Origin of the sequence: Fischerella sp. JS2 (assembly GCF_032393985.1) — a bacterium.
Taxonomy (GTDB): domain Bacteria; phylum Cyanobacteriota; class Cyanobacteriia; order Cyanobacteriales; family Nostocaceae; genus Fischerella.
Genome location: NZ_CP135918.1, coordinates 3,113,714 through 3,139,276, shown reverse-complemented (window position 1 = coordinate 3,139,276; position 25,563 = coordinate 3,113,714). Strand labels below are relative to the sequence as shown.

The window sequence follows — 25,563 nt, the reverse complement described above, 5'->3', positions numbered from 1 at the left end:
TCTGATTATGGCTGTTGCAACCCAAACCCTTGAAGAACTTTGTATTAACTCGATCCGCTTTTTGGCAATTGATGCTGTAGAAAAAGCCAAGTCTGGTCATCCAGGACTGCCAATGGGTGCTGCACCAATGGCATTCGTGCTATGGGATCGGTTTATGCGGTTTAACCCTAAAAATCCCAAGTGGTTCAATCGTGATCGCTTTGTCCTGTCTGCCGGCCACGGCTGTATGTTGCAGTATGCCCTACTCTACTTAAACGGTTACGACAGCGTCACACTAGACGATATTAAACAATTCCGTCAGTGGGGTTCTAAAACTCCTGGACATCCAGAAAACTTTGAAACACTAGGTGTAGAAGTAACTACCGGACCCTTAGGACAGGGAATTGCCAATGCGGTCGGTTTAGCGATGGCAGAAGCCCATCTCGCCGCAAAGTTCAACAAACCCGACGCCAAAATAGTTGATCACTACACCTATGTGATTTTAGGTGATGGTTGCAACATGGAAGGTGTATCTGGTGAAGCCTGTTCCTTGGCAGGACACCTGGGCTTGGGTAAACTCATTGCCTTATATGATGACAACCACATCTCGATTGATGGTTCTACTGATATTGCTTTCACCGAAGATGTGGGCAAGCGTTTTGAAGCATACGGCTGGCACGTACAAGCTGTTAGCGATGGCGACACAAACTTAGAAGCAATTCATAAAGCGATCGAAGCTGCTAAAGCTGTCACCGACAAGCCATCTTTAATTAAAGTCCGTACCACCATTGGTTACGGTTCTCCTAACAAAGCGAACACCGCAGGCGTTCATGGTGCAGCCCTTGGTGGTGATGAAGTAGCTGCTACTCGTAATAACTTGGGTTGGGAACACGAACCATTTGTCATCCCAGAAGATGCCCTCAAGCACTTCCGTAAAGCCGTAGACCGTGGTGCTGAGTATGAAAGCCAGTGGAACAAAACTTTTGCTGACTATAAAGCGAAGTATCCCCAAGAAGCGGCTGCATTTGAGCGGCAAATCAGTGGCAAACTGCCAGAAGACTGGGAAAAAGCATTACCTACTTACGAACCAGGAAGTAAAGCGATCGCCACTCGCAAAACTTCCGAAATGACCCTTAATGCCTTAGCACCTGTGCTACCAGAAATGATCGGTGGTTCTGCCGATCTCACCCACTCTAACTTGACAGAACTCAAGGGTGCAGGTGACTTCCAAAAAGGACAGTACCAAAACCGTAACCTCCGTTTCGGTGTACGCGAGCATGGTATGGGTTCGATTTGTAACGGTATTGCTCTGCATGGTTCCGGGTTAATTCCCTACTGTGCTACCTTCTTGGTCTTTGCCGACTACATGCGGGCTGCAATTCGCCTCTCGGCATTGTCTCAAGCAGGAGTCATCTACGTCATGACTCACGATTCCATTGGTTTAGGTGAAGATGGCCCCACCCACCAACCAGTAGAAACCTTGGCATCTTTGCGGGCTATTCCCAACCTGACAGTCATTCGTCCCGCCGACGGTAACGAAACCTCTGGCGCTTACAAAGTCGCCATTGAAAATGCCAATCAACACCGCCCCACTTTGCTAGCATTGTCGCGGCAAAACCTGCCCCAATTAGAAGGAAGCAGCATTGAAGGTGTTACCAAAGGCGCTTATATTCTTTCTGATAGTGAGGGAACTCCCGACATCATCCTCATCGCTACAGGTAGCGAAGTATTTCTGTGTGTCGATGCTGCTGCCAAACTCCGCGCTGAAGGTAAGAAAGTTCGTGTAGTTTCCATGCCTTCTTGGGAACTCTTCGATGCTCAAAGCGAATCCTACCGTGAGTCAGTGTTACCCAAAGCGGTTAAAAAGCGTTTAGCTGTTGAAGCAGCTTCTAGCTTTGGTTGGTGTCGTTACCTGGGTGACGAAGGCACAATGATTAGCGTGGATCGCTTTGGTGTTTCTGCACCTGGTGGTATAATTATGGAGAAATTCGGCTACACCGTTGATAATGTAGTCACAAAAGCGAAAGAATTGTTGGGTTAACTAGCAACAGAATAATCTTTCATAATTTTTATAGTGAGGGTGGGTAAAATCCACCCTTTTATTTTGTATTTTATGAACCGCATAGAAGAACTACTAACCATTAACTGCTAACTGCCAACAACCAACCATTCACCTTTTTCTAGGTAAACTTTCAATTTCTTGATCTGCTTGTTCTCCTATCTCTGTTTCTCTTTCCGCATTTACGAGAGTTGACAGGCAACGCTGGGACTTATTAACTGTTGTGGTTGTCGGTATTCCTAAACAAATTTGAATTTGCGGTCCAGAACGAGCAAGGCGGAGGATAACCCCATCAGTAACTGGCACTCTCACAATTGCTTCCCCATCTACATAAGTTCCGTTGGCACCTAAATTGACAACTTCCCAGCCATGATCCACTCGTCTTAATTCTATATGGCGACGGGAAACCACCGCACTATACAGAACAACATGGTTATCCGCCGCTCGTCCGATCAAAATGGCTGGTTCGTCGTCTGCAAAAGTCCAACTTTGAGCTGGAATGGGTTGTAGTGGGTGCAAGAGGATAAGTGTAATCACGAGCTAGGCTTGTATCAATTCTCCTCCACTATAACTGACCATTTAGGAGATTTGAAATATGAATGTCACCAAATCTCCTTTACCTAGACTGATGCGATCGCCTGGTCTCAAACGATGCCTGTTTCCGGGTAATAGAGGCAAATTATTGATATATGTACCGTTAGAACTGCCTACATCTTCTATATAATAAGCATCTCCCTCAACACGAATATCCGAGTGTATCCGCGAAACAATTTCTGAGTTGGGAAAGCCAGAAACATCCACATCAGGCGGAATCCGGTCATTAGGCTTACCGATATGAATTACAGACAGATTCTGTGGCAATTCAATTTGCCTATCGGTTTGCACATGGACAAGCCGTGCAGTTACTTGCTGTAATTGTGTTCTAGCAGGTGATGGTGGTGTGGGTTGTGGTGCTGACGGTGGTGTGGGTTGTGGTGCTGGCTCACTTTCACTTTCTAGTACTGGACTCTCTTGTTCGGCATTAAAAGGTGAAACTTCGGCAGCTATTCCTGGGACTGCAACGGTTGGAGGCGGTACAGCAGCTGGTGGTTCTGGGGGCGCTGGTGGTGGAGATGGGCTAGTTTCCTCAGCATTAAAAGCTGGAATTGGGGGTGGCGGTGGACTGCTTTCTACTGAAGGAAATGCTACAGCTGTTGGTGGCAAAGGTGGAGAGTCAGGCGTGGTGTAGCTGCCAGATCCACTCACTGGCGCAGGTTGCGGTTGTACAAGTGGATCAGGTGAAACTAACGGTTGTACTTCCACAGGAATGTCAGGTGCTACAGTTGCTGCTACTGGCGTGACAGTACCTGTACGCAGGTGATAGCCACACTGCCCGCAAAAAGAAGCATCTGCCTGCACGGTTGCCCCACAACTAGGACAGTTAGTAGTCGCTGGTAAGGGGGTATAGCAAGCTTCACACTGGGTAGCGCCATCAGGGTTGTGGTGATTGCAGTTAGGGCAGACGATCATGGAAATTAAACCTTTGTTTTAGGTCATCGTACAATAGTGCTGGCAAGCAGAGGCACAACTCTAGTTTCCGATTTTAACAATTACTTTTGAAGGCAGAAGGCAGGAGGCAGGAGGCAGGAGGCAGGAGGCAGAAGGCAGAAGGATAAATTAATTCTTCATCCTTCATGATTCATAATTCATCCTTCACAACTCATCCTTCATAATTCATCCTTCATAATTCATAATTTAATTCATCACCTGCTGCTGCATCCAGTAGCCACCAAAGTTCTCCTTGGGGTTGAATGAGACGGGATGGATAAGTAGAGTTATCTGCTTCTGGTGCAAAAACTTGGGTAAGGGCTGGTTTTTTATTCGCGCCAGCAACTACGAAAATAACGCATCTGGCTGCATTAATAAATGGGTAGGTAAAGGTAATACGAGGATTACCATCTTTGTTGCCTACTGTAATTAAGCGATCGCGTACTTTTAGTGCTTCTGTATGCGGGAATAAAGAAGCAGTATGTGCATCATCGCCCATACCCAGCAAAATCACATCCAAAGCCGGGAATTCTCCGGGTGAAGAGTGAAAAAACTCTTGCAGTTCCTTTTCGTGTTTAGCCGCAGATACTGCTGGATCACCTTCAGTTGTGGGTACAGCATGAATGTTTGCTGCTGGTATATCCACGCGATCTAACCAAGCACGACGCGCCATACCTTCATTACTATCTGGATGATCGGGCGGAACGTAACGCTCATCTCCCCAAAAGACATGAATTTTATCCCAAGGGAGATTTTGAGTCGCGATCGCTTCATACAATGGTTTGGGTGTACTGCCGCCAGATAGGGCGATGGTAAATCTTCCTCGCTGTGCAATTGCAGGCTGAATTTGCGAGAGGATCAATTCTTGAGCCCGCGCTATGAGCGCTTTTTGATCTGGTAAAACCTCAATTTTTCTTGTCATCGCTTCCTCATAATATAGGCGACTTCCAGCATTACCATACCGAGATTACTCACTTGGTGAAGTCAATAGTCAATGGTCATTTGTAAAAACTCTAGACAATTGACACTTGACTTTGGACTTTGGACTTCCTGAAGGGAATTAACACTTGTTTATTCAAACCAATTACGGCAATTTAATAAAATCTTGCCGAATCTTAATAAAAATCATTAGTAACATCTTTTGAAAGCTGAAAGATGAAGGCTGATGTTTAAAAATAGTCATTTATATTTCACAGTTCATACTTCATACTTCATACTTCACCCTTCTACTATCCCTGATATATTTGATGCCAATCAGCGATCGCTTCTCGTTGGACAGCTAATAAGTTTTGAATTCCTTTTTCAGCAAAATCTAAAAGCTGATTCAGTTGGGAACGGCTAAAACAGCCTTCTTCCGCAGTTCCTTGAGCTTCAATAATTCCTAAGTGCTGATTCATCACCACATTAAAATCTACTGTAGCCGCAACATCTTCAATGTAGTTCAAATCTAAAAAAGGCTCTTCCTGTAATAAGCCTACAGAAACAGCTGCTACTTGTCCAACAAGGGGCGATCGCTCTAAAACCCCCTGCTGCAATAATTTAGAAATTGCATGTGCAAGAGCAACAAAACCACCTGTAATGGCTGTGGTTCTGGTGCCGGCATCTGCTTGCAAAACATCCGCATCCACAGTCAGCGTACGTTCTCCCAGTAATTCTAAATCTACTGCTGCTCGTAGACTACGTCCAATTAAACGTTGAATCTCCTGAGTCCGTCCAGATAATTTCAAAAATTCTCGTTCTTGCCTTTGGTGAGTAGCAGTTGGTAACATACGGTACTCAGCAGTGAGCCAACCTTTGCCAGTCCCAGCAAGAAACTTAGGGACTCCTTCAATCACACTGACGGTACACAGTACTTTAGTCTCGCCAGCAATTGCTAGAACAGAACCACAGGCAAAGCGAGTAAAGTCTTGATGAAAGGTAACGGGACGAAGTTCATAAGGTTGCCGACCGTCTGGACGCTGCCAAACCATTGCAGTAGCCTCAAATTTTATAAGACACTGCTTTCAGAGTATCCTTTCAGGTCACAATTTGAATAAATTTAAACAACTATCTAAGGATTGGGGATCGGGGAGGTGGGGAGATGGGGAGGTGGGGAGGTAGGGGGAGTATGAGGGGTGTGTAGACGCGTAGCGGCTTAAGGTAAGGGTGGAGTGTGAGGGGACAAGGAGGACAAGGGAGATGAGATGATTGACCATATCTCACCGAGAATAACCAATGACCAATGACAAATGACCACTAACCACCAACTACTAACAACTAATGTACAGACGCGATGTTCCTCGCGTCTCTACCCACTAACTAACTAATGTACAGACGCGATGTTCCTCGCGTCTCTACCCACTAACTACTAACTACTAACTACTAACTACTAACTACTAACCAACAACCACTCACTTAACAAACAGAAAGCAGACTCATAATACTGTGTAGCACCATTTCTGGTGATTGGTCGCCGTTAATGGTTAGGAGGCGGCGGCGACGGTCGTAATATTCCAAGATTGGAATGGTGCGATCGTAGAATAACTCAACGCGACGTTGGACAATTTCTGGTTGATCATCTGGAAGAGAACGCCCTAAAGCACGGCTAACCATAACAGCTTGTGGTACTTGCAGGTAAATTGCCCAGGTTAATTGTTGTCCTAACTTATCCAACAAAAAATCTAATTCTTCTGCTTGAAAAGCTGTACGAGGATAACCTTCTAACACCCAACCACGTTTAGCATCAGGCTGCTTGAGTTGAGTCAGGATATATTCAATAATCACCTCATCTGGCACTAATTCCCCTGTTGCCATATATGGTTGTGCAAAGCGACCCAAGTTGCTAAAGTTAGCAATTGCTTGACGCAATAGTTCACCTGTTGCAATTAAAGGAATTTCCAATTGACTACATAACCTTTGGGCTTGAGTACTTTTCCCAGATCCTGAACCTCCCACAATCACTAATCTCACAACACTGAACTCCTAGTCTTGTCAATTTCACAACTGTCTAAGTCTGTTTTGCTGAGTTAAAAGAAAATTAAATATCTGAAAAATTTCGGAATTTTTCAGAATATTTAGTGATTTACCTAATTTTTTCCTTTGATTGAAATTTAAAATTGAGTGTTTTAATTTTTACCAATCTTTTCATAAGCCAAACCAAAAATAAAATCTTCACAAACCTTGACTTGAGTACAGAGGTAGTGTTTGACTAAGAATGCAACTTGCCAAATAAACTACACATCCTCAAAATAGTTTGATTATACAAGCAGATTTACTAGAACAAACCTCAGCGAAAACCCTTTAATCTATTGTATTTTTTTATATTCAATTATGGTTGCCCAGTTAGAAACGCCAAACGAAAATTTGACACTCAACCTACCATACTCGATAGAAGGACTCATACAAGTTTTCACGAGTACACATCGTAGTTTTTTTACTAGTGTTATGGCTCAAGCACTGAGAATTGCTGGTCAAGGTACGCCAGTGTTAGTAGTGCAATTTCTCAAAGGAGGTATTCATCAAGGACATGAACGCCCGATTCAATTGGGACAAAATTTAGATTGGATTCGTTGTGATTTACCTCGTTGTATCGATACACCACACCTTGACGAAAGCGAAACTCAAGCCTTGCAGAAGTTGTGGCAACATACACAAAAGGTCGTATGTGAAGCTAAGTATTCTCTCGTTGTCCTAGATGAGTTAAGTTTAGCGATTAACTTTGGCTTGATTCCAGAAACGGAAGTTATAGCCTTTTTGGCAAAACGTCCTGCTCATATTGATATTATTCTCACAGGATCAGATATGCCCAAGTCGATTCTAGAGGTAGCGGATCAAATCACAGAGATCCGTCGCAGTCATCAACCTTAAAGCGATCGCAAAACGGGGACTAGGAACAGGAAATTAGAAATTAAAGCAAAGATTATTTCTCCTAACCTGATCCCTGATCACCTATCCCCTATCCCCCATGTCCAATTCAGGATATTCTATATACTTTGGTTTTTCGATTATTCTCAAGTTGTGATTAAGAACGATATTTGGATTTCTCAAATGGCTCAAAAGGCTATGATTGACCCCTTTGAGCCAAGTCTGATTCGAGAAATTAAAGATTCAGATGCTCCACACTTACGCCGTGTGATCAGCTATGGTTTGTCTTCTTATGGGTATGATATACGGCTTTCTCCTGTTGAGTTCCGAATTTTTCGCCACATTCCTGGAACTGTTGTTGATCCCAAAAACTTTAATCCTTATAATTTGGAACCAACACCACTGCATACAGATGCTAATGGCAGCTACTTTATCCTACCTGCACATTCCTATGGTTTAGGGGTTGCCTTGGAAAGGTTGGAAGTGCCAGACAATATTACAGTAATTTGCATAGGTAAAAGCACTTACGCAAGATGCGGTATAATTGCAAACTTAACTCCTGCGGAGGCTGCCTGGCGTGGTCATTTAACTTTAGAATTTTCTAATTCTTCTAGTGCTGACTGTCGGATTTATGCCAATGAAGGCGTTGTGCAATTACTATTTTTAGAAGGCGAACCCTGCGCTATTAGTTATGAAGCACGCCAGGGTAAATATCAAGATCAGCAAGAAAAAGTGACTCTTGCTAAAGTCTAGTTTTTAAGGTGTGTTAAGCTGACACACCTTCAACCAACAATTCAAACTAATTAGTAGATGACACAGTTTTTTCTACTGTTGTTGTCTCATTTTCTAAATTTGGAAAAAATTTCTTCGCTATCCAGTAAGTCAAAATGTGAGAAAGTAATCCCATTGGCCCGGCAAATAAACATAAGGCGAGGGAATGAATTGTCCAAATTCCTGTTTTCTGTCCTTGTAAATAAATGTAGCGACCAACAAACAAATCCATTACTAAGAAATGAATCCAACCTGTAGCAGCAGCTGTTTCATCAGCGAAAAATTTAGCAATGTCTGCTAATTGAGGATTTGATAATGCTTGGGCATTCTCTGGTGTAATGCTGCTGACAAATAAATATATATAAGCTAATGCTAACGGTACAAAGGGAATATATGACTCCATCACCCGGCGAGTAATTTTCCAGTTGGGTAAGAAAATCATTAAAACCCAAAAAGGTAGAACGTAAATATTGGCGATATTAAACAGTTGAGCGATCATCATAGCTATATATAAATACAAATAGTAGGTAAATTATGAGGTCGTGATCAACTATTGTCCACCTCGTGAACGAATGATCTGCCCTGTAATCCACTGGGCTTGTGATGAGGATGAGGCAAGAAATTAACACAAACTTGCTTCTAACTGCGCTGCAATTTCAGTCCGATTCAGTTTGCGGCCAATAAAGACTAGTTGGGTTTGCTTGACTTCATCTGGTTGCCAGGGGCGATCATAAAATTGTTCAAAACGTGTTCCCACGCCTTGCATGACTAAACGCATGGGTTTGTTGGGTACTGCAACAAAGCCTTTAATCCGGTAAATTTCTTGTTGTTGGGTAAGAATTTGCAATTGTTTTTGCAGTATTTGCGGGTCAAAATCACGGTCTAAAATTAAGTGAGTTGCTGTGATTTCTTCGTCGTGATCGTGATCTTCTTCGGTGTCGTGGTGACTAGGACGAGTATCTAAGTTTTCTTCAACTGCGGCTTGAAATCCTAATAATATAGATGGGTCGAGTTGGCCTTGATCACTTTCTACTATCTTAACGACTCTAGGTAATTCTTGTTTAACTAAATCCTCAACTTTTGCTTTTGTTTCTGGGTCGATTAAATCAGTTTTATTTAAAATCACTAAGTCTGCACAAGCAAGTTGATCTTCAAATAATTCTTGTAAGGGTGTTTCATGTTCTAAACTATCATCTGCTTGCCTTTGTGCTTCTACTGCTTCTGGGTTACTGGCAAAGGTTCCAGCTGCAACTGCTGCACAATCGACAACGGTAATTACAGCATCAACTGTAGCACCAGAACGAATTTCTGGCCAGCGAAATGCTTTTACTAATGGTTTTGGTAATGCTAAACCAGAGGTTTCGATCAAAATACAATCGATGCGATCGCGTCGCTTGAGTAACTGTTGCATTGTGGGTAAAAATTCTTCCTGGACTGTACAGCACAAGCAACCGTTAGTTAATTCAAAAATATTATCTTCACTCTCACTATCCTCTGGGCAAATTTGACAGGATTTCAATAGTTCGCCATCTATACCAAGTTCACCAAATTCATTGACGAGAACAGCAATGCGTCGTCCTTGATTATTTTGTAACAAGTGGCGAATTAAAGTTGTTTTACCACTTCCTAAAAAGCCAGTGATGACAGTGACAGGAATTTTTGTAGCCATGCTGGAATTAATTTTTCTAGTTTTAAAAATAAGTAATTTTCAGTACTTAACTTGTAACTATATTATGTTGCTAAATACTGGACTTAGTTTAGTGTGAAAATAAACCTCTGTTATTTTAAGCCGAAACTCTACTATTCTTCTCCCAATTTTTAATTTTTAATTGTTTTAGGGGTAGTCTCCTTGCGCTTACCCATGCCTGCTATAGGTAAACTCAAGGTTACTACCCCTAAGATGTTTTATTCGAGATTATTACTATCTGGTTTTAGATTGGCAACTAATTATTGGTTTCTACAATCCAGAATCCAAAAGCCAAAATTTTTACAGTTTTTACTCGGCTGTAGCGAGTCCGGTTTCAGTACTACCGCGAGTCCGACGACGGGTAAGGGTATTGTAAAGCATTTGCCCGATCGCTTTAATCAAATTACCTTCTAATTCGTTGAACATCTTCATGTTCATACCAAAAGCGTCGTTTGCTTCTTCAACAATGCGATCGGCTGTAGCTTCATCAATGGGGAGTTCGTCTAAAGCTTGACGATATTTGTTTTTGAATGCTTTTTCGTCGTCAATATCTGCAAATTCATAGAAGGCGACGCCATCACCATTCAGGTTCATTGCTGTTTGGGCAATTCCTTTGAGAATTTGTCCTCCAGACAAGTCACCCAGATAACGGGTGTAAGAATGGGCAACTAACAATTCTGGTTCTTTTTCAGAGACTTCCTGGATACGCTGGACGTAAGCTTCTCCGGCTGGGGATAGTTGGATTTGCTCTCGCCAGTTATTACCGTAGTAATAAGTCAGGTCTGTTTCCAAGCTACGTTGTCTGTATAGCTCTTGAAAGTTAATCTTGGAAACAATCGGGTGATCTTTGTGCTTTTCCATTTCCTCTTCCATCGCAGAATACACGAAGTAGAGGTTGGCAACCAGTTTGCGGTAAGAGTTTTTCTCTACAACTCCTTTTAAAAAACACTTGACAAAACCAACGTTTTCTGCCATTGTGTGGGCTTTTTTGGTGCCTACACGCAATTTAGTTGCTAAATTACTGCTCATGCTAAATTTCTCAAATTTAAAAGGTAAATAGCTGCCTTTTTTAGAACGGCTACAAAAGCCACTAAAACGTTACAGTAAAGCTATTTGATGAGAATTTCTATTAATATTTTTTAAGTGTCAAGACTTTGTATTGTGTAACACAGCAACGACAGTCACAGGGATAGAGGTATGTTTATGAATTGTGAAAATAAATTAAAATCTGTTAAGTATAGGGCATTGAGGAGATGGGGAGACACGGGGACGCGAAGAATAACCAATGCCTAATGCCCACCATCCACCAACCATTAACTACTAATGTACAGACGCGAGGAACATCGCGTCTCTACCTAACAACCAACCACTAAAATAAATTATCTTTTTGAGATTATTTTTACAAAAGCTTCACATAATTATTAAGTATTTCTGCTTAAATGAGAGCTGAAGAATAAATAAATCTGTAAAAAGAAAACAAATCAGATATCGTGGTAAAACCTAATTCATAGGGGATTAATCATAAATCTTCTGTGTGTCTGTGTGGAGTGTTTCTACTTATGGTCTCATCTATAACTCGGACTCAAGGCTTTGGTGGTTCTGCTTCTGAACCTGATAAATTGCAGAAAGTTATTGAGGGTAGCCTTGCACCCAATAGTATCTCATTACCCATAACTTCCTTGTTTGGCACAGACGGTATTCGTGGGCGAGTAGGGGAATTACTGAGTGCGCCTCTAGCATTGCAAATTGGTTATTGGGCAGGTACTGTATTACGATCTTGTGCTGCTGAGTCAGGATCAGTAATTGTCGGGCAGGACTCAAGAAACTCCAGTGATATGTTGGCTATGGCCTTGAGTGCAGGGTTAACAGCAGCAGGACTAGAAGTTTGGTATTTGGGCTTATGTCCCACTCCCTGCGTCGCTTATCTTACCAGTATGAGTGATGCCATTGGTGGGGTAATGATTTCTGCTAGCCACAACCCACCAGAAGATAACGGGATTAAAATTTTCGGTGCTGATGGTTTGAAGTTACCGCAAGCTTTGCAGGCAGAAATTGAAGCTGGACTGCGTGGTCTGACAGCATCAGCTAGTATTAGCAATTGTGGTAGACATTACTCACGCCCGGAGTTGGTAGGAAGTTATGCAAATGCGTTAACACAGCCTTTGGAAACTGTTAATCTCCAAGGCATGAAAATAGTTTTAGACTTGGCTTGGGGAGCAGCAGTTGGGTTAGCGCCATCGGTATTTGAATCGATGGGGGCAGAAGTTATCTGTTTGCATCATCAACCGGATGGCGATCGCATCAATGTCAACTGCGGTTCCACTCACCTCGATATTTTGCAAGCAGCAGTTAGGGAACACAACGCTGATCTGGGTTTTGCCTTTGATGGGGATGCCGATCGCGTGTTAGCCGTAGATAATAGTGGACGGCAAGTCAACGGTGATTACATTCTTTATTTGTGGGGATACCACCTCCAGCAAAAGCAAGCATTGCCAGATAACTTAATTGTCTCCACCGTCATGGCAAACTTGGGCTTTGAAAGAGCCTGGCAGCAAAGCGGTGGTAAACTCATCCGTACACCAGTAGGCGATCAATACGTGCAAGCAGAAATGCAGAAAACTGGCGGTATGCTGGGCGGAGAACAATCTGGGCATATTTTATGTCGGCACTACGGCATTACAGGAGACGGATTACTCACAGCTTTACACGTAGCAGCCTTGGTAAAGCAGGCGGGTGCTTCTCTGGCAGAAATGGTAGATCAAAGCTTTCATACCTATCCCCAGCTATTGCGGAATGTACGAGTAGAAGATCGTCACAAACGCATGGCGTGGCAAGAGTGTCAACCTCTGCAAGAAGCGATCGCTCGTGCTGAAGCCGCGATGGGTGATACTGGGAGAATTTTAGTTCGTGCTTCTGGTACAGAACCAGTCATCCGAGTCATGGTGGAAGCTCAAGCAGCCGATCTGGCTAATTACTGGACAAATGAATTAGTACTGCAAGTGCAGAAATATCTGGGTTAAATTAAGTGAACAGTTATCAGTTATCAGTTAACGTGAGTTCGATAAATATTATCAGACTAAGCAATCAACTCGCCCGCAATTTATTGCAGGGTGGGATGTTGGGTTCATGAAATCTATCGAACTCACGTTATACCAATTCAATTTATGCACGTTATACCAATTCAATTTATGATTGCGCCATATTCTTGGTTCAAGACGAAGACGCGATAAATCGCGTCTCTACAATATGGTTTATTTGTCGCATTGTTTTTTCAAATTGGTATTAACTGATAACTGATCAAATAGCCACCCATCGCCGACAATCTCCTCCAAGCGTTGATTGAGTCGCGGGAGGAAATACTCTGGATCATTGAGGCGTTGCTGAGTAAACCAAGTCTTAAATGCTTCTGGCGTCTCTATTCCTTGTCTAGCTGCCGCCTCTGCTATCATCTTCCAACTTATATCCTGGAGTTCTTTTAACTGCGGATGTCCTTTACCTCTGTGCTTACAGAAAAACATCGCAGTTACTCCTAGCAAAGCTTGTAATTCGTCACCTTGGGGCACGGCATTATACAAAGCTCGGATGAGATAGATTGTACTTGCTAAGGGTGCTTGAATTCTCAGCGTCAGCCACATTGCTTGAGCGAAGTAAACCAAATTTTTGCTTGCATCTGCTACGCCTAAATTACTTAGAACTCTTACCAAGTCAACATAAGCGCGAATTTGGGCAAGTGCGGAAGCAGCTTGTAAATATAAATCTAATTGTCTAGCCTTATCTCCTGTTTCACCAGCCAAGTAAGCCATGTTGTGGAGGGTAGCAGCTTTACCACCCACATCGTTGATACTCTCTTTGATTTGCAAAGATTGTTCGTAGAGTGCTAACGCTTGTTGGATTTCTCCCTGTTAGGCAATTAAATATGCCAGTTGGTTGAGGGTAGCAGCTTTGCCACGAAAATTATTGATGCTTTGATTGATTTGCAAAGATTGTTTGTAGAGTGCGATCGCTTTGGTGACATCTCCCTGTTGGGCAAATAATCTTGCCATTTCATGGAGATTGGCAGCTTTACCACCTATATCGTTGGTGCTGTTTGTGATTTGCAAAGATTTTTCGTAAAGGGTGATTGCCCGATTGATATCTCCTTTTTGGGCAAATAACCCTGCCATGTTGTGAACGATAGAAGCTTTTATCTCAAAATCATCTTCAGGACAAAGTTCTAAAGCTTGCTGATAGTGGTTAGCAGCATCTTCCACTAAACCTAAAACCTTTTCAGCACGAGCAATAGCTCCCAAGATGCGGTAGTCTTCATATACTGCCAGAATTTGCTGACATAGTTTTAATGCTTCCAAAAACCGGGAACTGTTCACCCAGTGGTTAACGATTATGTCACCAACGCTGACGGCTATTTCTTTCTCTTTGGCCAGTAATCCCAAACGGACGATTTCTAGTGCTTGTTCTTCTATATAGTTGTCAACTTCCTCCCACCAGACTTGATAGATTTTCCTGACGGCTTGTTGTCTAGTTGTTTGCCACTCTACTTGATTTAATACCTGCTCCAACATGGTTCTAAAATCGTGGTGACGCGATAGGTGGGTGTTTGGCTGGGGTGAGTCGTGGCAGATTCGATTAGGCTGAGGCTGGTGAGTTTATTTAGCGATAACCTCACCCCGCTTTCGGCACCCCTCTCCTTACTAGGGGGAAACCTCACCCCGCCTTCGGCACCCCTCTCCTTACTAGGGGGAAACCTCACCCCGCCTTCGGCACCCCTCTCCTTACTAGGGGGAAACCTCACCCCGCCTTCGGCACCCCTCTCCTTACCAGGGGGAAACCTCACCCCGCCTTCGGCACCCCTCTCCTTACCAGGGGGAAACCTCACCCCGCCTTCGGCACCCCTCTCCTTACCAGGGGGAAACCTCACCCCGCCTTCGGCACCCCTCTCCTTGGTAAGGAGAGGGGAGGGGGTGAGGTTCTGTTCAACAGCGCTAATAATTTCCTCTGTCATCGGCAATTGAAACACACTCAACCGCGCGAGAAACTTTTTCTCTTCCACTGCCAAAGCATCCAGTAAAGTCTGTGCCAAAATATTCTCGCGGAACTTTTGCTCAGTCGCTTCTAAACGAGTCAATAGCACATCTGATTCTAAACTTGGTTGCTGAATGATTTCTAATAGCCATTTCAACAAGCGGGGATTACCATCAGCAATTTTAATAACTCGTTGCGTGATGGGCTGTTGCTGAATTTCTTTATCTAACGGACGGCAGATTTTATCAATATCGCTTTTACTCATCGCTGCCAAAGATTCTAAATGCAGGCGATGGGGTGGTAAAGTGTCCGTTTGCAAATAGCGACAGGTAACAATCAACCGACTTACAGCATTATTTTCTACCAGCGCTGCACAAATCGCTTCTAAAATGCGGTAGGCTTCTGCCGTCATCCGCAATGAGCCATTTTCAATGTTACTTTTGGGGATGTTTTGCTCAAAGTCATCCAACACTAACAGCAAAGGCTGATTGTGTTCGTTTTTGATCGCCTCAAAAAAGTTTTGTAATCTTCCCTTAAGAGAAACCTTTGGTTCGTTGAGGAGTGCGGGAACATCAGCAAACCGTTCATACTTACTCGAAAGCTTATTTAACAACCCTACCTCATCCACAACCCCAATCAACACCACCTGCTGAAACTCTGGGCGCTGGCTTCTGACTCTCGTACACAGTCGCGCCGCCAAAGTACTCTTACCCAGTCCTCCCATTCCCGCAATAAACACACCGATGTTGTCGCTAGTTTCCCGCAACGCCCGTAAACATCTTTGCAAAGACCGCCTGCGTCCGACAAATTCTAAACGACTGACGACTTTAACTATATTATTCTCGTCCAAAAATTCTTGTTCTGGCGGTGTAAACACCAGCCTTTCTCTTCCCTTGGTTCTCAAGGGTGTTACTAACTCCTGAATCGGGCGCGTATCTCGGTAAATCCGCAATAAGTGCCAATCGCTGCATTTTTCAGCAATCATCTCTTGCTGGGCTGCTTTCACCGCCTCCTCTACCGTCGCCCCCGTCGCCAAAGCTTGATACAACGCCTTTGCTGTAATAATACCCGTGCGATCGTACACCGGACGCGCCCAACCCAAAACAATACCCGCCCCCGCCTTCACCAATTGTTGCGCCATTGAAGGTACTGTCCCTTTGTTTGCAACTTCTCCCGTATGACAACCAGAGAGAAAAATCACCCTCGGCCAACGTCCTCGAAAGGCTTTGGCAAGATCACTTACAGTAGTAAGTTGTACATTCCCCACCTCATCTTCAGTAATCAAGCAGGGGGTATGATCTGCAATTCTTTGTCCTGGGCGCAGCAAAAAGCTGTAGTCTTTATTGGTATAAATTAAGCCGTGTCCCGTGATGTGGAAGACATCAAAATAATCTTGCTTGTAGGATGCAACCAGATTTTTCAACTCTTCAACCGATCCACTTTCCTCAACAATCAATGCCAATGGTTGATCCTTGGTTGCTTGGAGAATATTAGCTTCTTCCCGTTCAAATTCCAGCGTAGCAACTCTGGGGTATTCCGGTGCAGTTGCCATAAACAGCAACCGCAAAGGGCGATTTTGCACACCAATAATTTGGGTGTTGCGTTGCTGCATAGAACGCACTGGTAAGACAGCTATATCTTGTCGAGTCAGTAAAAAGACCGTCCCATCGTGTAGCAATTCCCAAGGTAAATGCGCCAGTCCTAACGCCATCCGTTCTGTTTGTGGGTTTAATCCTTGCGCCTCGCTAGTTTGCATCAAATCTAAATAAATCGTCCCCTCATCAGCTTCATCTAACGCCCTTCTTAGCCACCCTTCCTTACCATCTAGCCAGTGATAAAGCCGTCGTCCTAATTGGATGAGTTCGGATATACTATCTTTTTGTCGCGGATAGTAATTTTTTTCACATACTTCAATCAGCGCCCTCAACTCTACACTATCCAAACGCCGCGAACCATAATCACAACGTAATTCAAATGTCTGATTTTGACTAAGAACAAAGCTGAAAGTGAGGGACATAACTAGACTAATTTAAGATTGCTATCTTATTTATTCTCAGTATAATCACTGTATTTCGGAATCAAAACTTTGTCAGTAGTTAATGAGTACAGACGCGATTAATCGCATCTGTACATTAGTTGTTAGTGGTTTTTTATGAGTTAGTTTTGAGGTTTAAATCCTCAAGTTTGACCTTTTGATGCCCAAGTTTGATGTTCTGAGGGTGAAGTTTCTTGTTTCAAACTACAAGTTTTTTGTTTTAAACCACAAGCTTCTCATTTTAAACTTGAAGTTTTTTGTTTCAAACTACAAGTTTCTCATTTAAAACTCGAAGTTTTTCATTTCAAACCACAAGTTTCTCGTTCCAAACTTAAAGTTTTTTGTTTTAAACCACAAGTTTCTCATTTCAAACTTGAAGTTTTTTGTTTCAAACCACAAGTAAAAATAAAATCACTGTAGTGGCGCGTATTTTAATATCATTTTTCATGAAAAACATGATTTGAGCTATATCACGCACCATGTTATCGGCGGTGCGTGATAGCAAAGCCATAACTTACATCTTGCACCTACCCCATATCCCGCCTCGGAATAAATTCCGAGGCGGGACGAAAAGTTGGTGCAAGATATAAAATAATACACCCTACTTAAGATTTACTACAAACTAAGTACAAAATTGCATAAATTCATAGCAAAACTCTGCGCGACGGCAGTCGCTACAACGGGGGGAACCCCCGCAACGCGCTGCCTCCCCTTTGCGCCCTCCTTTGTGATCCTCTGCGTTTTAAAAACAAAGTGCGATCGCAACTAATTTCCTCTACACCGTTAAACGAGATTTCCTCAACAACCAACTTGCGATCGCCACAGCTGCAACTAATAATAAAAATGTCACTACCACTAGCGCCGCCCCGTAACCAAAATCCAAGTAGCGCATGATTGTTGAGTAGATATATAAAGATACAACTTCCGTAGCACCGCCAGGCCCGCCGCCTGTCATCACAGCAATTAAATCAAAAATCCCAAAAGCTTGGGCAAACCGAAACAGCATCGCAATCAAAATTTGCGGCATCAACAATGGTAAGGTAATTTGATAGAAACTTTGCCAAGGTCTAGCCCCATCAATGGCATGGGCTTCGTACAAATCGGAGGAAATTGACTGCAATCCAGCCAGCAGCAAAATACTAATAAATGGCGTTGTTTTCCACACATCTGCAAACACGACTGCAATCATCGCTAAGGTTGGTTCTCCCAGCCAATTTATACCAGTTTGAATTACACCCAACCTGAGCAAAATATCATTCACCACCCCGAATTGATCATTAAAAATCCACGCCCACGCTAAACCAATCAAAGCAGTAGGCAAAGCCCAAGGTATGATAGCAACAGTTCGTACTGTACCTCGTCCAAAAAATCGTTGGTTGAGAATTAGGGCGATTCCCAACCCCAACAGTAATTCCAAAATCACTGATGCGGTTGTAAATACAGATGAAATCCAGAAACTTTGCCAAAAACGCCCATCTCCAGCCATCCGCACATAATTATCCAAACCAGCAAAATTAGCTTGTAGTTGAGTCCCCAAATTCTTAGCAAACAAACTCAACCAAAAAGCCCGCAGAATTGGATAACCAAATACTAACAACAACAACAACAGCGCAGGCAACAAGAAAAGCCACGCCGTCCTCTGTTCTCGACTACGAATTGTACTTAAATTGGTCATTAGTCAATTGTCATTGGTTATTTGTCATTTCTCATTGGTCATTCGTCATTGGTAAGAGGGAACTCTTAACAGGGAACAGGTAATTTCTTCCTTGTCCTCCTTGTCTTCCCACACTCACCACACTCCCAGACGCGATGAATCGCGTCTCTACATTACTCCCCATCTCCCCACCTCCCCATCTCCTCACACATCCCCCAACAACCGCCTTGTCTCCTGCGCTGCTGCTTTCATGGCTACTTCTGGAGACATGCGATTTGTTAATGCTGCACTCAGGTAACGTTGCAAAATATCTGATGTTTGGGCATATTGGGCGATGGGCGGACGCAAAACAGCTTGTTCCACTACTTCTAGTAACTGAGGATAGTGGGGATAGGTGGCGACGATTTGTGGATCTGTAAATAATGAACGCCTGCTAGGTACAAAACCAGCTTGGAGAACAAATCGACGCTGTGCTTCTTCGCTGGTAAAGTATTGAATTGCTTTCCAAGCTTCTTGAGGATGTTTGGTCGTTTTAGAAATTCCCAAACCCCATCCACCTAAGCAAGCCCCTGAACTTTCACCAGAGGCACTAACCATTGGTTTGATGGCAATTTTACCTTTAATGGGGGAATCCTTGGCATTAGCTAGGGGCCAAACATAGGGCCAACTGCGTAAAAAAGCCGCTTGTCCACTCTGAAAAATGCGTCTAGTTTCTTCTTCTTGGTATGTTGTGACACCAGGAGGAGAAATACCTGTTGCAATTGTCTGTTTGAGAAAAGCGATCGCTTTTAAGGTTTCTGGTTTATCTAATCCTACTTCTAGGGTGTTAGGATTTACCCAAAATCCCCCGAAACCTTCCAGAATTTCGACAAACATCGCCGCTAATCCTTCATATTGGCGACCTTGCCAAAGATAACCCCAATTTATTTTGTCTTGCTGTTTTAAAGCTTGGGAAATCTTGATTAAATCTGTAAAAGTTTCTGGTGGATTAAACCCCGCTTGTTTAAGTAAATCTTCCCGGTAGTAAAGCATTCCCACATCACTCCGCATGGGAATTCGATACAATCTACCTTTGTAACGTCCACCTTCTACATCCTTGGGTGAAAAAGCTGCTAATTCCGATTCTGTAACCTTATCTGTTAAATCTAACAGCCACCCAGCCGCAGCAAATTTAGGCGTCCAAATGACATCCATATTAATCAGGTCATAGGGAGAATCACCTAAAATAAACGCTGATGTGTACAAATCTTCAAGTAAATTCGTAGCGTTTGGCCCTTCAATGATATTGATGCGAATACCAGGATTTTTACTCTCGAAGTCTTTGATGATACCCTCTTTCCAAGGTTGAGCATCAGGGGCTGTCATCAACAAATTGAGGACTACTGGTTGTTGGGTATGGGCTGGCGGAACAGATATATAAATAATACCCAACAACACCACAACAAAAATTACTATTGAAAATTTCAATTTTGCTAGGACTTTTACCATTAGCTTTGCTGGCTGACGGGTAAATATTCACTTTACTCTGAAAAAGTAGGTGATTTGACGGAATATTAAGTAGTTTTTAGAAAATGTTCAAATAATGTAACTTTATTTATTATTTAGGAAATATTATTTTTGTTATGAATCAGAATTGCAGCCACAACAAAAGTCGAGAAATAACGAACACAGATGCACACAGATGCACACAGATAAATCATCGGTGTTTATCGGTGTTCGATAAAAAAATGCTGTTGTCACCGCTTTAATCCATATCAAACTTAATCTGTAATTTTATCTATAAAACTTTTATCAAAAATAATATAATTAGCCTTTCCTTTTACCTTGGCACGATACATTGCTGTATCTGCATCTCGCAATATATTTGTTGGTTCTTCATAACCACTACTACTTAAAGCAATCCCGATGCTAGCTGTTGTTGATATTTCATATCCGTTGAGGTGCAGGGGTAAACTTAAAGTTTCTTGAATACGTTTGGCAATATTAATAGCATCGCTAACATCTTTGATATCCTCTAACAACACTGCAAATTCATCTCCCCCAAATCTAGCGACAGTGTCACCACTACGCAAACATGACTCCAAGCGTCGAGCGATCGCTACTAATAAATCATCACCCATGCTATGCCCAAAGCGATCGTTAATTATTTTAAAACTATCTAAATCTAAAAATAAAACTGCAAAATGATAATTGAAGCGTCTTTTACTACGTTCTGATGCTTGTTTTAGCCTATCCAGAAATAACACTCGGTTAGGTAGTGCTGTTAGTCCATCATAGAAGGCATTGCGAATTAGTTGTGCTTCCTGTTGCTTGCGTTGAGTAATGTCTTGAAAAACTATCACAGCGCCTGCAATCCTACCCATATGATCACGAATTGGTGCAACAGTATCTCCAATCGGTATTTTTTTTCCATCTCTGGTTATGAGAAGACAGTTTTCTGGTAGTTGCAAAACTACACCTGTTTCCATTGCTTGCGTTACTATATGAACAATCTCTTCTCCAGTGTCTTTGTCAACTAAATTTAAAACATCTCTCCAAAATTTCCCCAACGCTTCTTTTTGCTGCCAACCAGTCAGTACTTCTGCTATTGGGTTTATCATTTGGATGCAAGAATTTATATCTGTCATCACTACTGCACAGCCCATACTATTAATAACTGTCAGTAGTTTTTGATTTTCCTGTTGTAATTGCTTTTGAATTTTATCTTTATAAAGAGCCATTTCGACTGCATTATATAATTCTTTCTCAGTAAAGGGTTTAATAATATAGCTAAAAGGCTCTTCTAAGGAATTATGATTAAAAGTTGTAAGTCCTGAATTGTCTGTTAAATATAAGACTGGTATTGTGAAATTAATTTTAATAGTATCTATTACTTCTACACAATCTAATTTTCCTATTGAACCAATATCAATTAACACTAAGTTGGGACTGATTTCTACTATATTTTGTATGGCATTTTCTCCAAAATCAGTGATTTTATAAACCTCATATCCTAACTTGTGTAAAGTATTTCTAATATCCACAGCAAGGATTTCTTCATCCTCAATAACTAGGATTTTTGGAGCGACCATACTAAAATTACCAGTTCTATAGGAGCGAATTGTGTTGTCGATGTTAGTTAAGTTTAGAAGACCGTAATCCTATCATAATAAATCCCTTGTCCTACTGTGTCTTACTTAACTAAATTAATCGCTACCTGCTGCTGTTTTTTAGAAAATTGTCTATTTTTTAACTCTTAATTAACCAATTAAAACTAATTGGACTGTTTAATATCAAGTTAATATAATGTTGTTTAAAAATTTTTAGATAAGCTTGATAACTATTGGCAGTGTATAGCACATTTCTTCTATTTATCAAATTTAAAACATCCAGTTCCCCAACTTAATTACAGTTTATTAGGGAGGTATGTTAATAAGTATTTTTTGTATAAGTATTGTCTTATGATATTTATATTAATAACTAATAGTTAGCTGTTAGTTCTTAGTGGTCATTGGTCATTGGTTATTCTCGGTGAGATATGGTCAATCATCTCATCTCCCTTGTCCTGCTTGTCCCCTCACACTCCTTGTCCCCTCACACTCCACCCTTACCTTAAGCCGCTACGCGTCTACACACCCCTCATACTCCCCCTACTGCCCCTAATCCCCACTCCCTTGGGGGAGTGGGGCCCCCGAGTTCCCCATCTCCCCCATTACCTGCTTCTAGTTACACAAATGCTGATTTTGCCACCGAAGTCTGGGATGGGTGCAGCAAGTTTACTGAGAGTGACTTGAACTTGTGTGAGACGATCGCACTCTTGCAAAATAGAATCTGCAATTACAGCTACGAGTCGTTCAATCAAAGCGAACTTTGATGTTTTGATCAGATGTTGCACTAAATTAATAACTCGACGGTAGTCAACAGTATCTGCGATCGCATCAGTTTTGCCTGCTGATTTGAGATCCAACCATAACTTCACATCTACCTCAAACCACTGTCCTAGCACCTGTTCCTCTGGTAGATAGCCAGTGTAGCCATAGGTACGAATTCCCGTTACATCAATGCAGTCCATATAAAAATAAAAGAGCGAATTTTGCCTATAGGATTGTAAAGCAAGTCATATATTGTTTGTTGATAGTAAATGGTCAATGGTCAATAGTTAGTAGTTAGTTGTTATTCCTCTACTCCCTACACTCCCTACCACTCTCCCGTCTCCCTTGTCCTCCAAGTCGTCTCCTTTGTCTCCCATCCCCTATTTCACAAAAATCCATGTCAATTGGTTTTAGAAACATAAATGAAGTTTGGGCTTCCGTATTGACACAAACGTTGAAGCACTTGGGGTTAACAACTGCTATCATTTGTCCTGGTTCCCGTTCCACACCATTAGCGGTTGCTTTTGCTCAACAAACACCAGAAATTGATGTTATTTCCATTCTGGATGAACGTTCCGCAGCTTTTTTTGCCTTAGGAAGGGCAAAAATCACAGGATTACCCACAGCTATAGTTTGTACCTCAGGGACGGCGGGAGCAAATTTTTACCCAGCAGTAATTGAAGCGAAACAAACTCGTGTACCACTGCTAGTTTTAACCGCCGATAGACCACCAGAATTGCGGGATTGTCATTCTGGACAAACCATAGACCAGTTGAAATTATATGGCAGTTACCCCAACTGGCAAACAGAGTTAGCTGTACCTGTAGCAGAGATGGGGATGCTAGCTTATCTACGGCAAACAATGGTTTATGCTTGGGAGCGATCGCTCTACCCTGTCGCTGGCCCCATACACCTAAATATACCCTTTCGCGACCCCCTCGCACCTATTCCTGACGCAAATGTAGAGACGCAAAATTTTGCGTCTCTAAAATCACAATTTAATCCAGAAGAATTTTTTGCTCACGTTACGAAATTCTCCCCACCACCCCATCTCCCAATCACCCTATCTGTTTCCCTTGACGATTGGCACAACTCTGAACGAGGAATAATTATAGCTGGAGTTTCCCAACCACAACAGCGACAGGAATACTGTCAAGCGATCGCCCAACTTGCCCAAACCTTGCAATTTCCAGTCTTAGCTGAAGGATTATCTCCTGTGAGAAATCATGCTAATATCAATCCTCACATTATCTCTACTTATGACCTGATATTGCGGAATCAGCAACTAGCAAAACAGCTGACACCAGAAATAGTAATTCAAATTGGTGAAATGCCCACCAGTCCAGTACTGCGTAACTGGCTAAAATCCACTGCTGCAAGACGTTGGGTAATTGACCCCAGTGATCAAAATCTTGATCCTCTCCACAGTCAGACAATTCATCTACGGGTAAATGTAGAAGAATTAGTCAGCAAACAAGAGGGTGAACTCTCCCTATCACCCTATTACCCCACCACCCCACCCTCTTACTTGCAACTATGGCATCAAGTCGAAGCACAAGTCAGAACAAATATTGATCATACCTTTAAGGAAATAGACGATTTATTAGAAAGTAAAATTGCTTGGTTACTTTCTCAAAATCTACCGCCAGAAACACCTTTATTTATTGCCAATAGTATGCCTGTGCGAGATGTAGAATATTTTTGGCAACCCAACCATTCTGGTATACGACCCTTCTTTAATCGGGGTGCAAACGGTATAGATGGGACATTATCTACCGCTTTGGGAATTGCCCATCGTCATCAAAGCAGTGTCATGTTAACTGGAGATTTAGCACTATTACATGATACAAATGGCTTTTTAATCAGAAATAAATTTGTTGGACATCTAACAATTGTGTTAGTTAACAACAATGGTGGTGGCATCTTTGAAATGTTACCTATTGCTCAGTTTGAACCACCATTTGAAGAATTTTTTACCACACCACAAGATATAGATTTTTTCCAATTGTGTGCTACCTATGGCGTGCAATATGAATTAATTAATGCCTGGGAACAATTGCAAACAAAATTAAACCCTCTACCTACCAGTGGCATACGAGTGTTAGAGTTGCGAACAAATCGCAAACTAGACGCTAAGTGGCGTCAGGAAAATTTAGGTAAATTTGCCAAATTCCTAATTTGAAAGAGGTCTCTCAAATCATCAAGCGAGTGTCCAACCCACTCACCTGGTTTTATTGAAGAACTTATGCTTTTAATATGCTAGATTTAGCATATTATGTTAATAATACATCTTAAGTTTACTCAAAGTAAAATCTTTATTTAAAGAAACAACAATAAGTGAAAGGAAGCGCAACGCACTGACTATATATGTATGAATTTGCAATTCAACCAAAAACTTTACACGAAGCATGAGAGCAAGGTTTGCAACAGGAAGGTATCGATTTAGCTCTAGTATAAAACTAACTGGACTATCTCTTGAAAGAGTTATAAATTTACAAGCTAGCGAGATAGATGATTCTCAAATAATAAAAGATTTTCTTGAATTGAGTGAGTCATCACTGAACAGAGTTTGGCTCGATCCAGAAGAAGAGGAAGCTTGGAAGGATTTATTACCTTTTCCTTTTTCTGATTCGTCTACTACTAAAAGACGACCTGCTTTGGTAATTGCCGAATCAGATAGTAATAATATCATTGTCTGTCCGATAACTAGTAAACCAGGCAGAGATTATCAAATTAAGTTAGAAGACAAAAACTTCAGGATTGGAAAGCTAAACTTAAGTCCTTGCTATATTCGCCCTAACATTATTGCAACTGTTGACACAAGTAATGTTATTCGACATATTGGGAAACTGAAAGATGATAAAATCAATGAAGTCATTACTGTAATTATTGAAATTCTTCAAAAGCCGTCCGAACCTCCACCAAGATCAAAAGCTTAGGAACGAGGGAAAAGTCCAAAATCATAAAGTTTTTATGTAGTTTGGGTAAAGCTGTAAACTAATAAAGCAGAAAATTAATGTTAATTTGTACTCTGCTTCACCCAAAATACTTTACTTTATTATGAAAATTGATCGGTCGTTACTTCAAAGGGTGATATTGCGCCTCATCAATATTATGTATTCATGGCTGAACTTATAA

22 protein-coding genes are annotated in these 25,563 nt (G+C 42.0%); 6 read left to right on the top strand and 16 right to left on the bottom strand.

Annotated features, from left to right (window positions below; genetic code table 11):
• Window positions 1-7: 7 nt before the first annotated feature.
• Complete coding sequence (gene tkt, locus RS893_RS13205; RefSeq protein ID WP_315791563.1) at window positions 8-2,020, top strand: transketolase; 2,013 nt, start codon at window positions 8-10, stop codon at window positions 2,018-2,020.
• Between the two features lie 129 nt (window positions 2,021-2,149).
• Here the strand turns inward: tkt and RS893_RS13200 are convergent, their stop codons facing one another.
• The 5 genes from RS893_RS13200 to RS893_RS13180 form a co-directional block, all read right to left on the bottom strand.
• Window positions 2,150-2,575: an FHA domain-containing protein gene (locus tag RS893_RS13200; protein WP_315791562.1), complete on the bottom strand. Its 426-nt coding sequence runs from the start codon at window positions 2,573-2,575 to the stop codon at window positions 2,150-2,152.
• Between the two features lie 42 nt (window positions 2,576-2,617).
• Window positions 2,618-3,547: an FHA domain-containing protein gene (locus RS893_RS13195; protein ID WP_315791561.1), complete on the bottom strand. Its 930-nt coding sequence runs from the start codon at window positions 3,545-3,547 to the stop codon at window positions 2,618-2,620.
• 211 nt (window positions 3,548-3,758) lie between these two features.
• The gene (gene pgl, locus RS893_RS13190) at window positions 3,759-4,487 is read right to left on the bottom strand and encodes a 6-phosphogluconolactonase (RefSeq protein ID WP_315791560.1); all 729 of its coding nucleotides are present in this window, start codon (window positions 4,485-4,487) and stop codon (window positions 3,759-3,761) included.
• Window positions 4,488-4,794: 307 nt separating this feature from the next.
• Window positions 4,795-5,535, bottom strand: a complete 741-nt coding sequence (gene rph / locus RS893_RS13185) for a ribonuclease PH (protein WP_315791559.1) — start codon at window positions 5,533-5,535, stop codon at window positions 4,795-4,797.
• A 424-nt stretch (window positions 5,536-5,959) separates the two neighbouring features.
• Window positions 5,960-6,514 carry a nucleoside monophosphate kinase gene (locus RS893_RS13180; RefSeq protein ID WP_315791558.1) on the bottom strand — a complete coding sequence of 185 codons (555 nt, stop codon included), beginning with the start codon at window positions 6,512-6,514 and terminating at the stop codon, window positions 5,960-5,962.
• Window positions 6,515-6,874: 360 nt separating this feature from the next.
• On the opposite strand from RS893_RS13180, the gene RS893_RS13175 reads away from it, so the two are divergent.
• Both RS893_RS13175 and dcd read left to right on the top strand, forming a co-directional pair.
• Window positions 6,875-7,411, top strand: a complete 537-nt coding sequence (locus RS893_RS13175; protein ID WP_315791557.1) for a P-loop NTPase family protein — start codon at window positions 6,875-6,877, stop codon at window positions 7,409-7,411.
• A gap of 150 nt (window positions 7,412-7,561) precedes the next feature.
• Window positions 7,562-8,161 carry a dCTP deaminase gene (gene dcd / locus RS893_RS13170; RefSeq protein ID WP_396336447.1) on the top strand — a complete coding sequence of 200 codons (600 nt, stop codon included), beginning with the start codon at window positions 7,562-7,564 and terminating at the stop codon, window positions 8,159-8,161.
• Between the two features lie 46 nt (window positions 8,162-8,207).
• Here dcd and RS893_RS13165 read toward each other — a convergent pair whose 3' ends face one another.
• From RS893_RS13165 to RS893_RS13155, 3 genes are all read right to left on the bottom strand, one after another.
• On the bottom strand, window positions 8,208-8,681 hold the full coding sequence (locus RS893_RS13165; protein WP_315791555.1) for an ABA4-like family protein: 474 nt from the start codon (window positions 8,679-8,681) through the stop codon (window positions 8,208-8,210).
• 120 nt (window positions 8,682-8,801) lie between these two features.
• A complete protein-coding gene (cobW, locus tag RS893_RS13160) occupies window positions 8,802-9,848 on the bottom strand; it encodes a cobalamin biosynthesis protein CobW (protein WP_315791554.1) in 1,047 nt (348 codons plus the stop codon).
• Between the two features lie 327 nt (window positions 9,849-10,175).
• Entirely contained in the window at window positions 10,176-10,895 is a 720-nt protein-coding gene (locus tag RS893_RS13155; protein WP_315791553.1) for a heme oxygenase (biliverdin-producing), read from the bottom strand.
• 530 nt (window positions 10,896-11,425) lie between these two features.
• Between RS893_RS13155 and glmM the strand changes: the two genes are divergently transcribed.
• A complete protein-coding gene (gene glmM, locus RS893_RS13150) occupies window positions 11,426-12,886 on the top strand; it encodes a phosphoglucosamine mutase (RefSeq protein ID WP_315791552.1) in 1,461 nt (486 codons plus the stop codon).
• A gap of 231 nt (window positions 12,887-13,117) precedes the next feature.
• On the opposite strand, the gene RS893_RS13145 is transcribed toward glmM, so the two are convergent.
• The 8 genes from RS893_RS13145 to folB all read right to left on the bottom strand — a co-directional run bounded on the left by RS893_RS13145 (window position 13,118) and on the right by folB (window position 22,625).
• On the bottom strand, window positions 13,118-13,726 hold the full coding sequence (locus RS893_RS13145) for a hypothetical protein (protein WP_315791551.1): 609 nt from the start codon (window positions 13,724-13,726) through the stop codon (window positions 13,118-13,120).
• Window positions 13,727-13,768: 42 nt separating this feature from the next.
• A complete protein-coding gene (locus tag RS893_RS13140) occupies window positions 13,769-14,425 on the bottom strand; it encodes a tetratricopeptide repeat protein (RefSeq protein ID WP_315791550.1) in 657 nt (218 codons plus the stop codon).
• The gene (locus RS893_RS13135) at window positions 14,407-16,902 is read right to left on the bottom strand and encodes a CHAT domain-containing protein (protein WP_315791549.1); all 2,496 of its coding nucleotides are present in this window, start codon (window positions 16,900-16,902) and stop codon (window positions 14,407-14,409) included. Before RS893_RS13135 ends, RS893_RS13140 begins: the two co-directional genes overlap by 19 nt.
• Window positions 16,903-17,308: 406 nt before the next feature.
• Entirely contained in the window at window positions 17,309-17,431 is a 123-nt protein-coding gene (locus tag RS893_RS13130; protein WP_315791548.1) for a hypothetical protein, read from the bottom strand.
• A gap of 264 nt (window positions 17,432-17,695) precedes the next feature.
• Complete coding sequence (locus RS893_RS13125; protein ID WP_315791547.1) at window positions 17,696-18,595, bottom strand: sugar ABC transporter permease; 900 nt, start codon at window positions 18,593-18,595, stop codon at window positions 17,696-17,698.
• 183 nt (window positions 18,596-18,778) lie between these two features.
• Window positions 18,779-20,062: an ABC transporter substrate-binding protein gene (locus RS893_RS13120; protein ID WP_315791546.1), complete on the bottom strand. Its 1,284-nt coding sequence runs from the start codon at window positions 20,060-20,062 to the stop codon at window positions 18,779-18,781.
• A 272-nt stretch (window positions 20,063-20,334) separates the two neighbouring features.
• On the bottom strand, window positions 20,335-21,645 hold the full coding sequence (locus RS893_RS13115; RefSeq protein WP_315791545.1) for a diguanylate cyclase domain-containing protein: 1,311 nt from the start codon (window positions 21,643-21,645) through the stop codon (window positions 20,335-20,337).
• Between the two features lie 620 nt (window positions 21,646-22,265).
• Complete coding sequence (gene folB, locus RS893_RS13110) at window positions 22,266-22,625, bottom strand: dihydroneopterin aldolase (RefSeq protein WP_315791544.1); 360 nt, start codon at window positions 22,623-22,625, stop codon at window positions 22,266-22,268.
• Window positions 22,626-22,822: 197 nt separating this feature from the next.
• Between folB and menD the strand changes: the two genes are divergently transcribed.
• Both menD and RS893_RS13100 read left to right on the top strand, forming a co-directional pair.
• The gene (gene menD, locus RS893_RS13105; protein WP_315791543.1) at window positions 22,823-24,607 is read left to right on the top strand and encodes a 2-succinyl-5-enolpyruvyl-6-hydroxy-3-cyclohexene-1-carboxylic-acid synthase; all 1,785 of its coding nucleotides are present in this window, start codon (window positions 22,823-22,825) and stop codon (window positions 24,605-24,607) included.
• Between the two features lie 226 nt (window positions 24,608-24,833).
• Window positions 24,834-25,364, top strand: a complete 531-nt coding sequence (locus RS893_RS13100; protein WP_315791542.1) for a type II toxin-antitoxin system PemK/MazF family toxin — start codon at window positions 24,834-24,836, stop codon at window positions 25,362-25,364.
• Window positions 25,365-25,563: the final 199 nt, after the last annotated feature.

What these genes read in the sequence shown, in the direction of transcription:
- RS893_RS13155 (WP_315791553.1), bottom strand. Translation starts at nt 10,895, where the DNA reads ATGAGCAGTAATTTAGCAACTAAATTGCGTGTAGGCACCAAAAAAGCC.
- RS893_RS13140 (WP_315791550.1), bottom strand. Translation starts at nt 14,425, where the DNA reads ATGTTGGAGCAGGTATTAAATCAAGTAGAGTGGCAAACAACTAGACAA.
- RS893_RS13100 (WP_315791542.1), top strand. Translation starts at nt 24,834, where the DNA reads ATGAGAGCAAGGTTTGCAACAGGAAGGTATCGATTTAGCTCTAGTATA.
- RS893_RS13175 (WP_315791557.1), top strand. Translation starts at nt 6,875, where the DNA reads ATGGTTGCCCAGTTAGAAACGCCAAACGAAAATTTGACACTCAACCTA.
- folB (WP_315791544.1), bottom strand. Translation starts at nt 22,625, where the DNA reads ATGGACTGCATTGATGTAACGGGAATTCGTACCTATGGCTACACTGGC.
- RS893_RS13165 (WP_315791555.1), bottom strand. Translation starts at nt 8,681, where the DNA reads ATGATGATCGCTCAACTGTTTAATATCGCCAATATTTACGTTCTACCT.
- RS893_RS13120 (WP_315791546.1), bottom strand. Translation starts at nt 20,062, where the DNA reads ATGGTAAAAGTCCTAGCAAAATTGAAATTTTCAATAGTAATTTTTGTT.
- tkt (WP_315791563.1), top strand. Translation starts at nt 8, where the DNA reads ATGGCTGTTGCAACCCAAACCCTTGAAGAACTTTGTATTAACTCGATC.
- glmM (WP_315791552.1), top strand. Translation starts at nt 11,426, where the DNA reads ATGGTCTCATCTATAACTCGGACTCAAGGCTTTGGTGGTTCTGCTTCT.
- menD (WP_315791543.1), top strand. Translation starts at nt 22,823, where the DNA reads ATGTCAATTGGTTTTAGAAACATAAATGAAGTTTGGGCTTCCGTATTG.
- RS893_RS13125 (WP_315791547.1), bottom strand. Translation starts at nt 18,595, where the DNA reads ATGACCAATTTAAGTACAATTCGTAGTCGAGAACAGAGGACGGCGTGG.
- RS893_RS13130 (WP_315791548.1), bottom strand. Translation starts at nt 17,431, where the DNA reads ATGGCTTTGCTATCACGCACCGCCGATAACATGGTGCGTGATATAGCT.
- pgl (WP_315791560.1), bottom strand. Translation starts at nt 4,487, where the DNA reads ATGACAAGAAAAATTGAGGTTTTACCAGATCAAAAAGCGCTCATAGCG.
- rph (WP_315791559.1), bottom strand. Translation starts at nt 5,535, where the DNA reads ATGGTTTGGCAGCGTCCAGACGGTCGGCAACCTTATGAACTTCGTCCC.
- RS893_RS13135 (WP_315791549.1), bottom strand. Translation starts at nt 16,902, where the DNA reads ATGTCCCTCACTTTCAGCTTTGTTCTTAGTCAAAATCAGACATTTGAA.
- RS893_RS13195 (WP_315791561.1), bottom strand. Translation starts at nt 3,547, where the DNA reads ATGATCGTCTGCCCTAACTGCAATCACCACAACCCTGATGGCGCTACC.
- cobW (WP_315791554.1), bottom strand. Translation starts at nt 9,848, where the DNA reads ATGGCTACAAAAATTCCTGTCACTGTCATCACTGGCTTTTTAGGAAGT.
- RS893_RS13115 (WP_315791545.1), bottom strand. Translation starts at nt 21,645, where the DNA reads ATGGTCGCTCCAAAAATCCTAGTTATTGAGGATGAAGAAATCCTTGCT.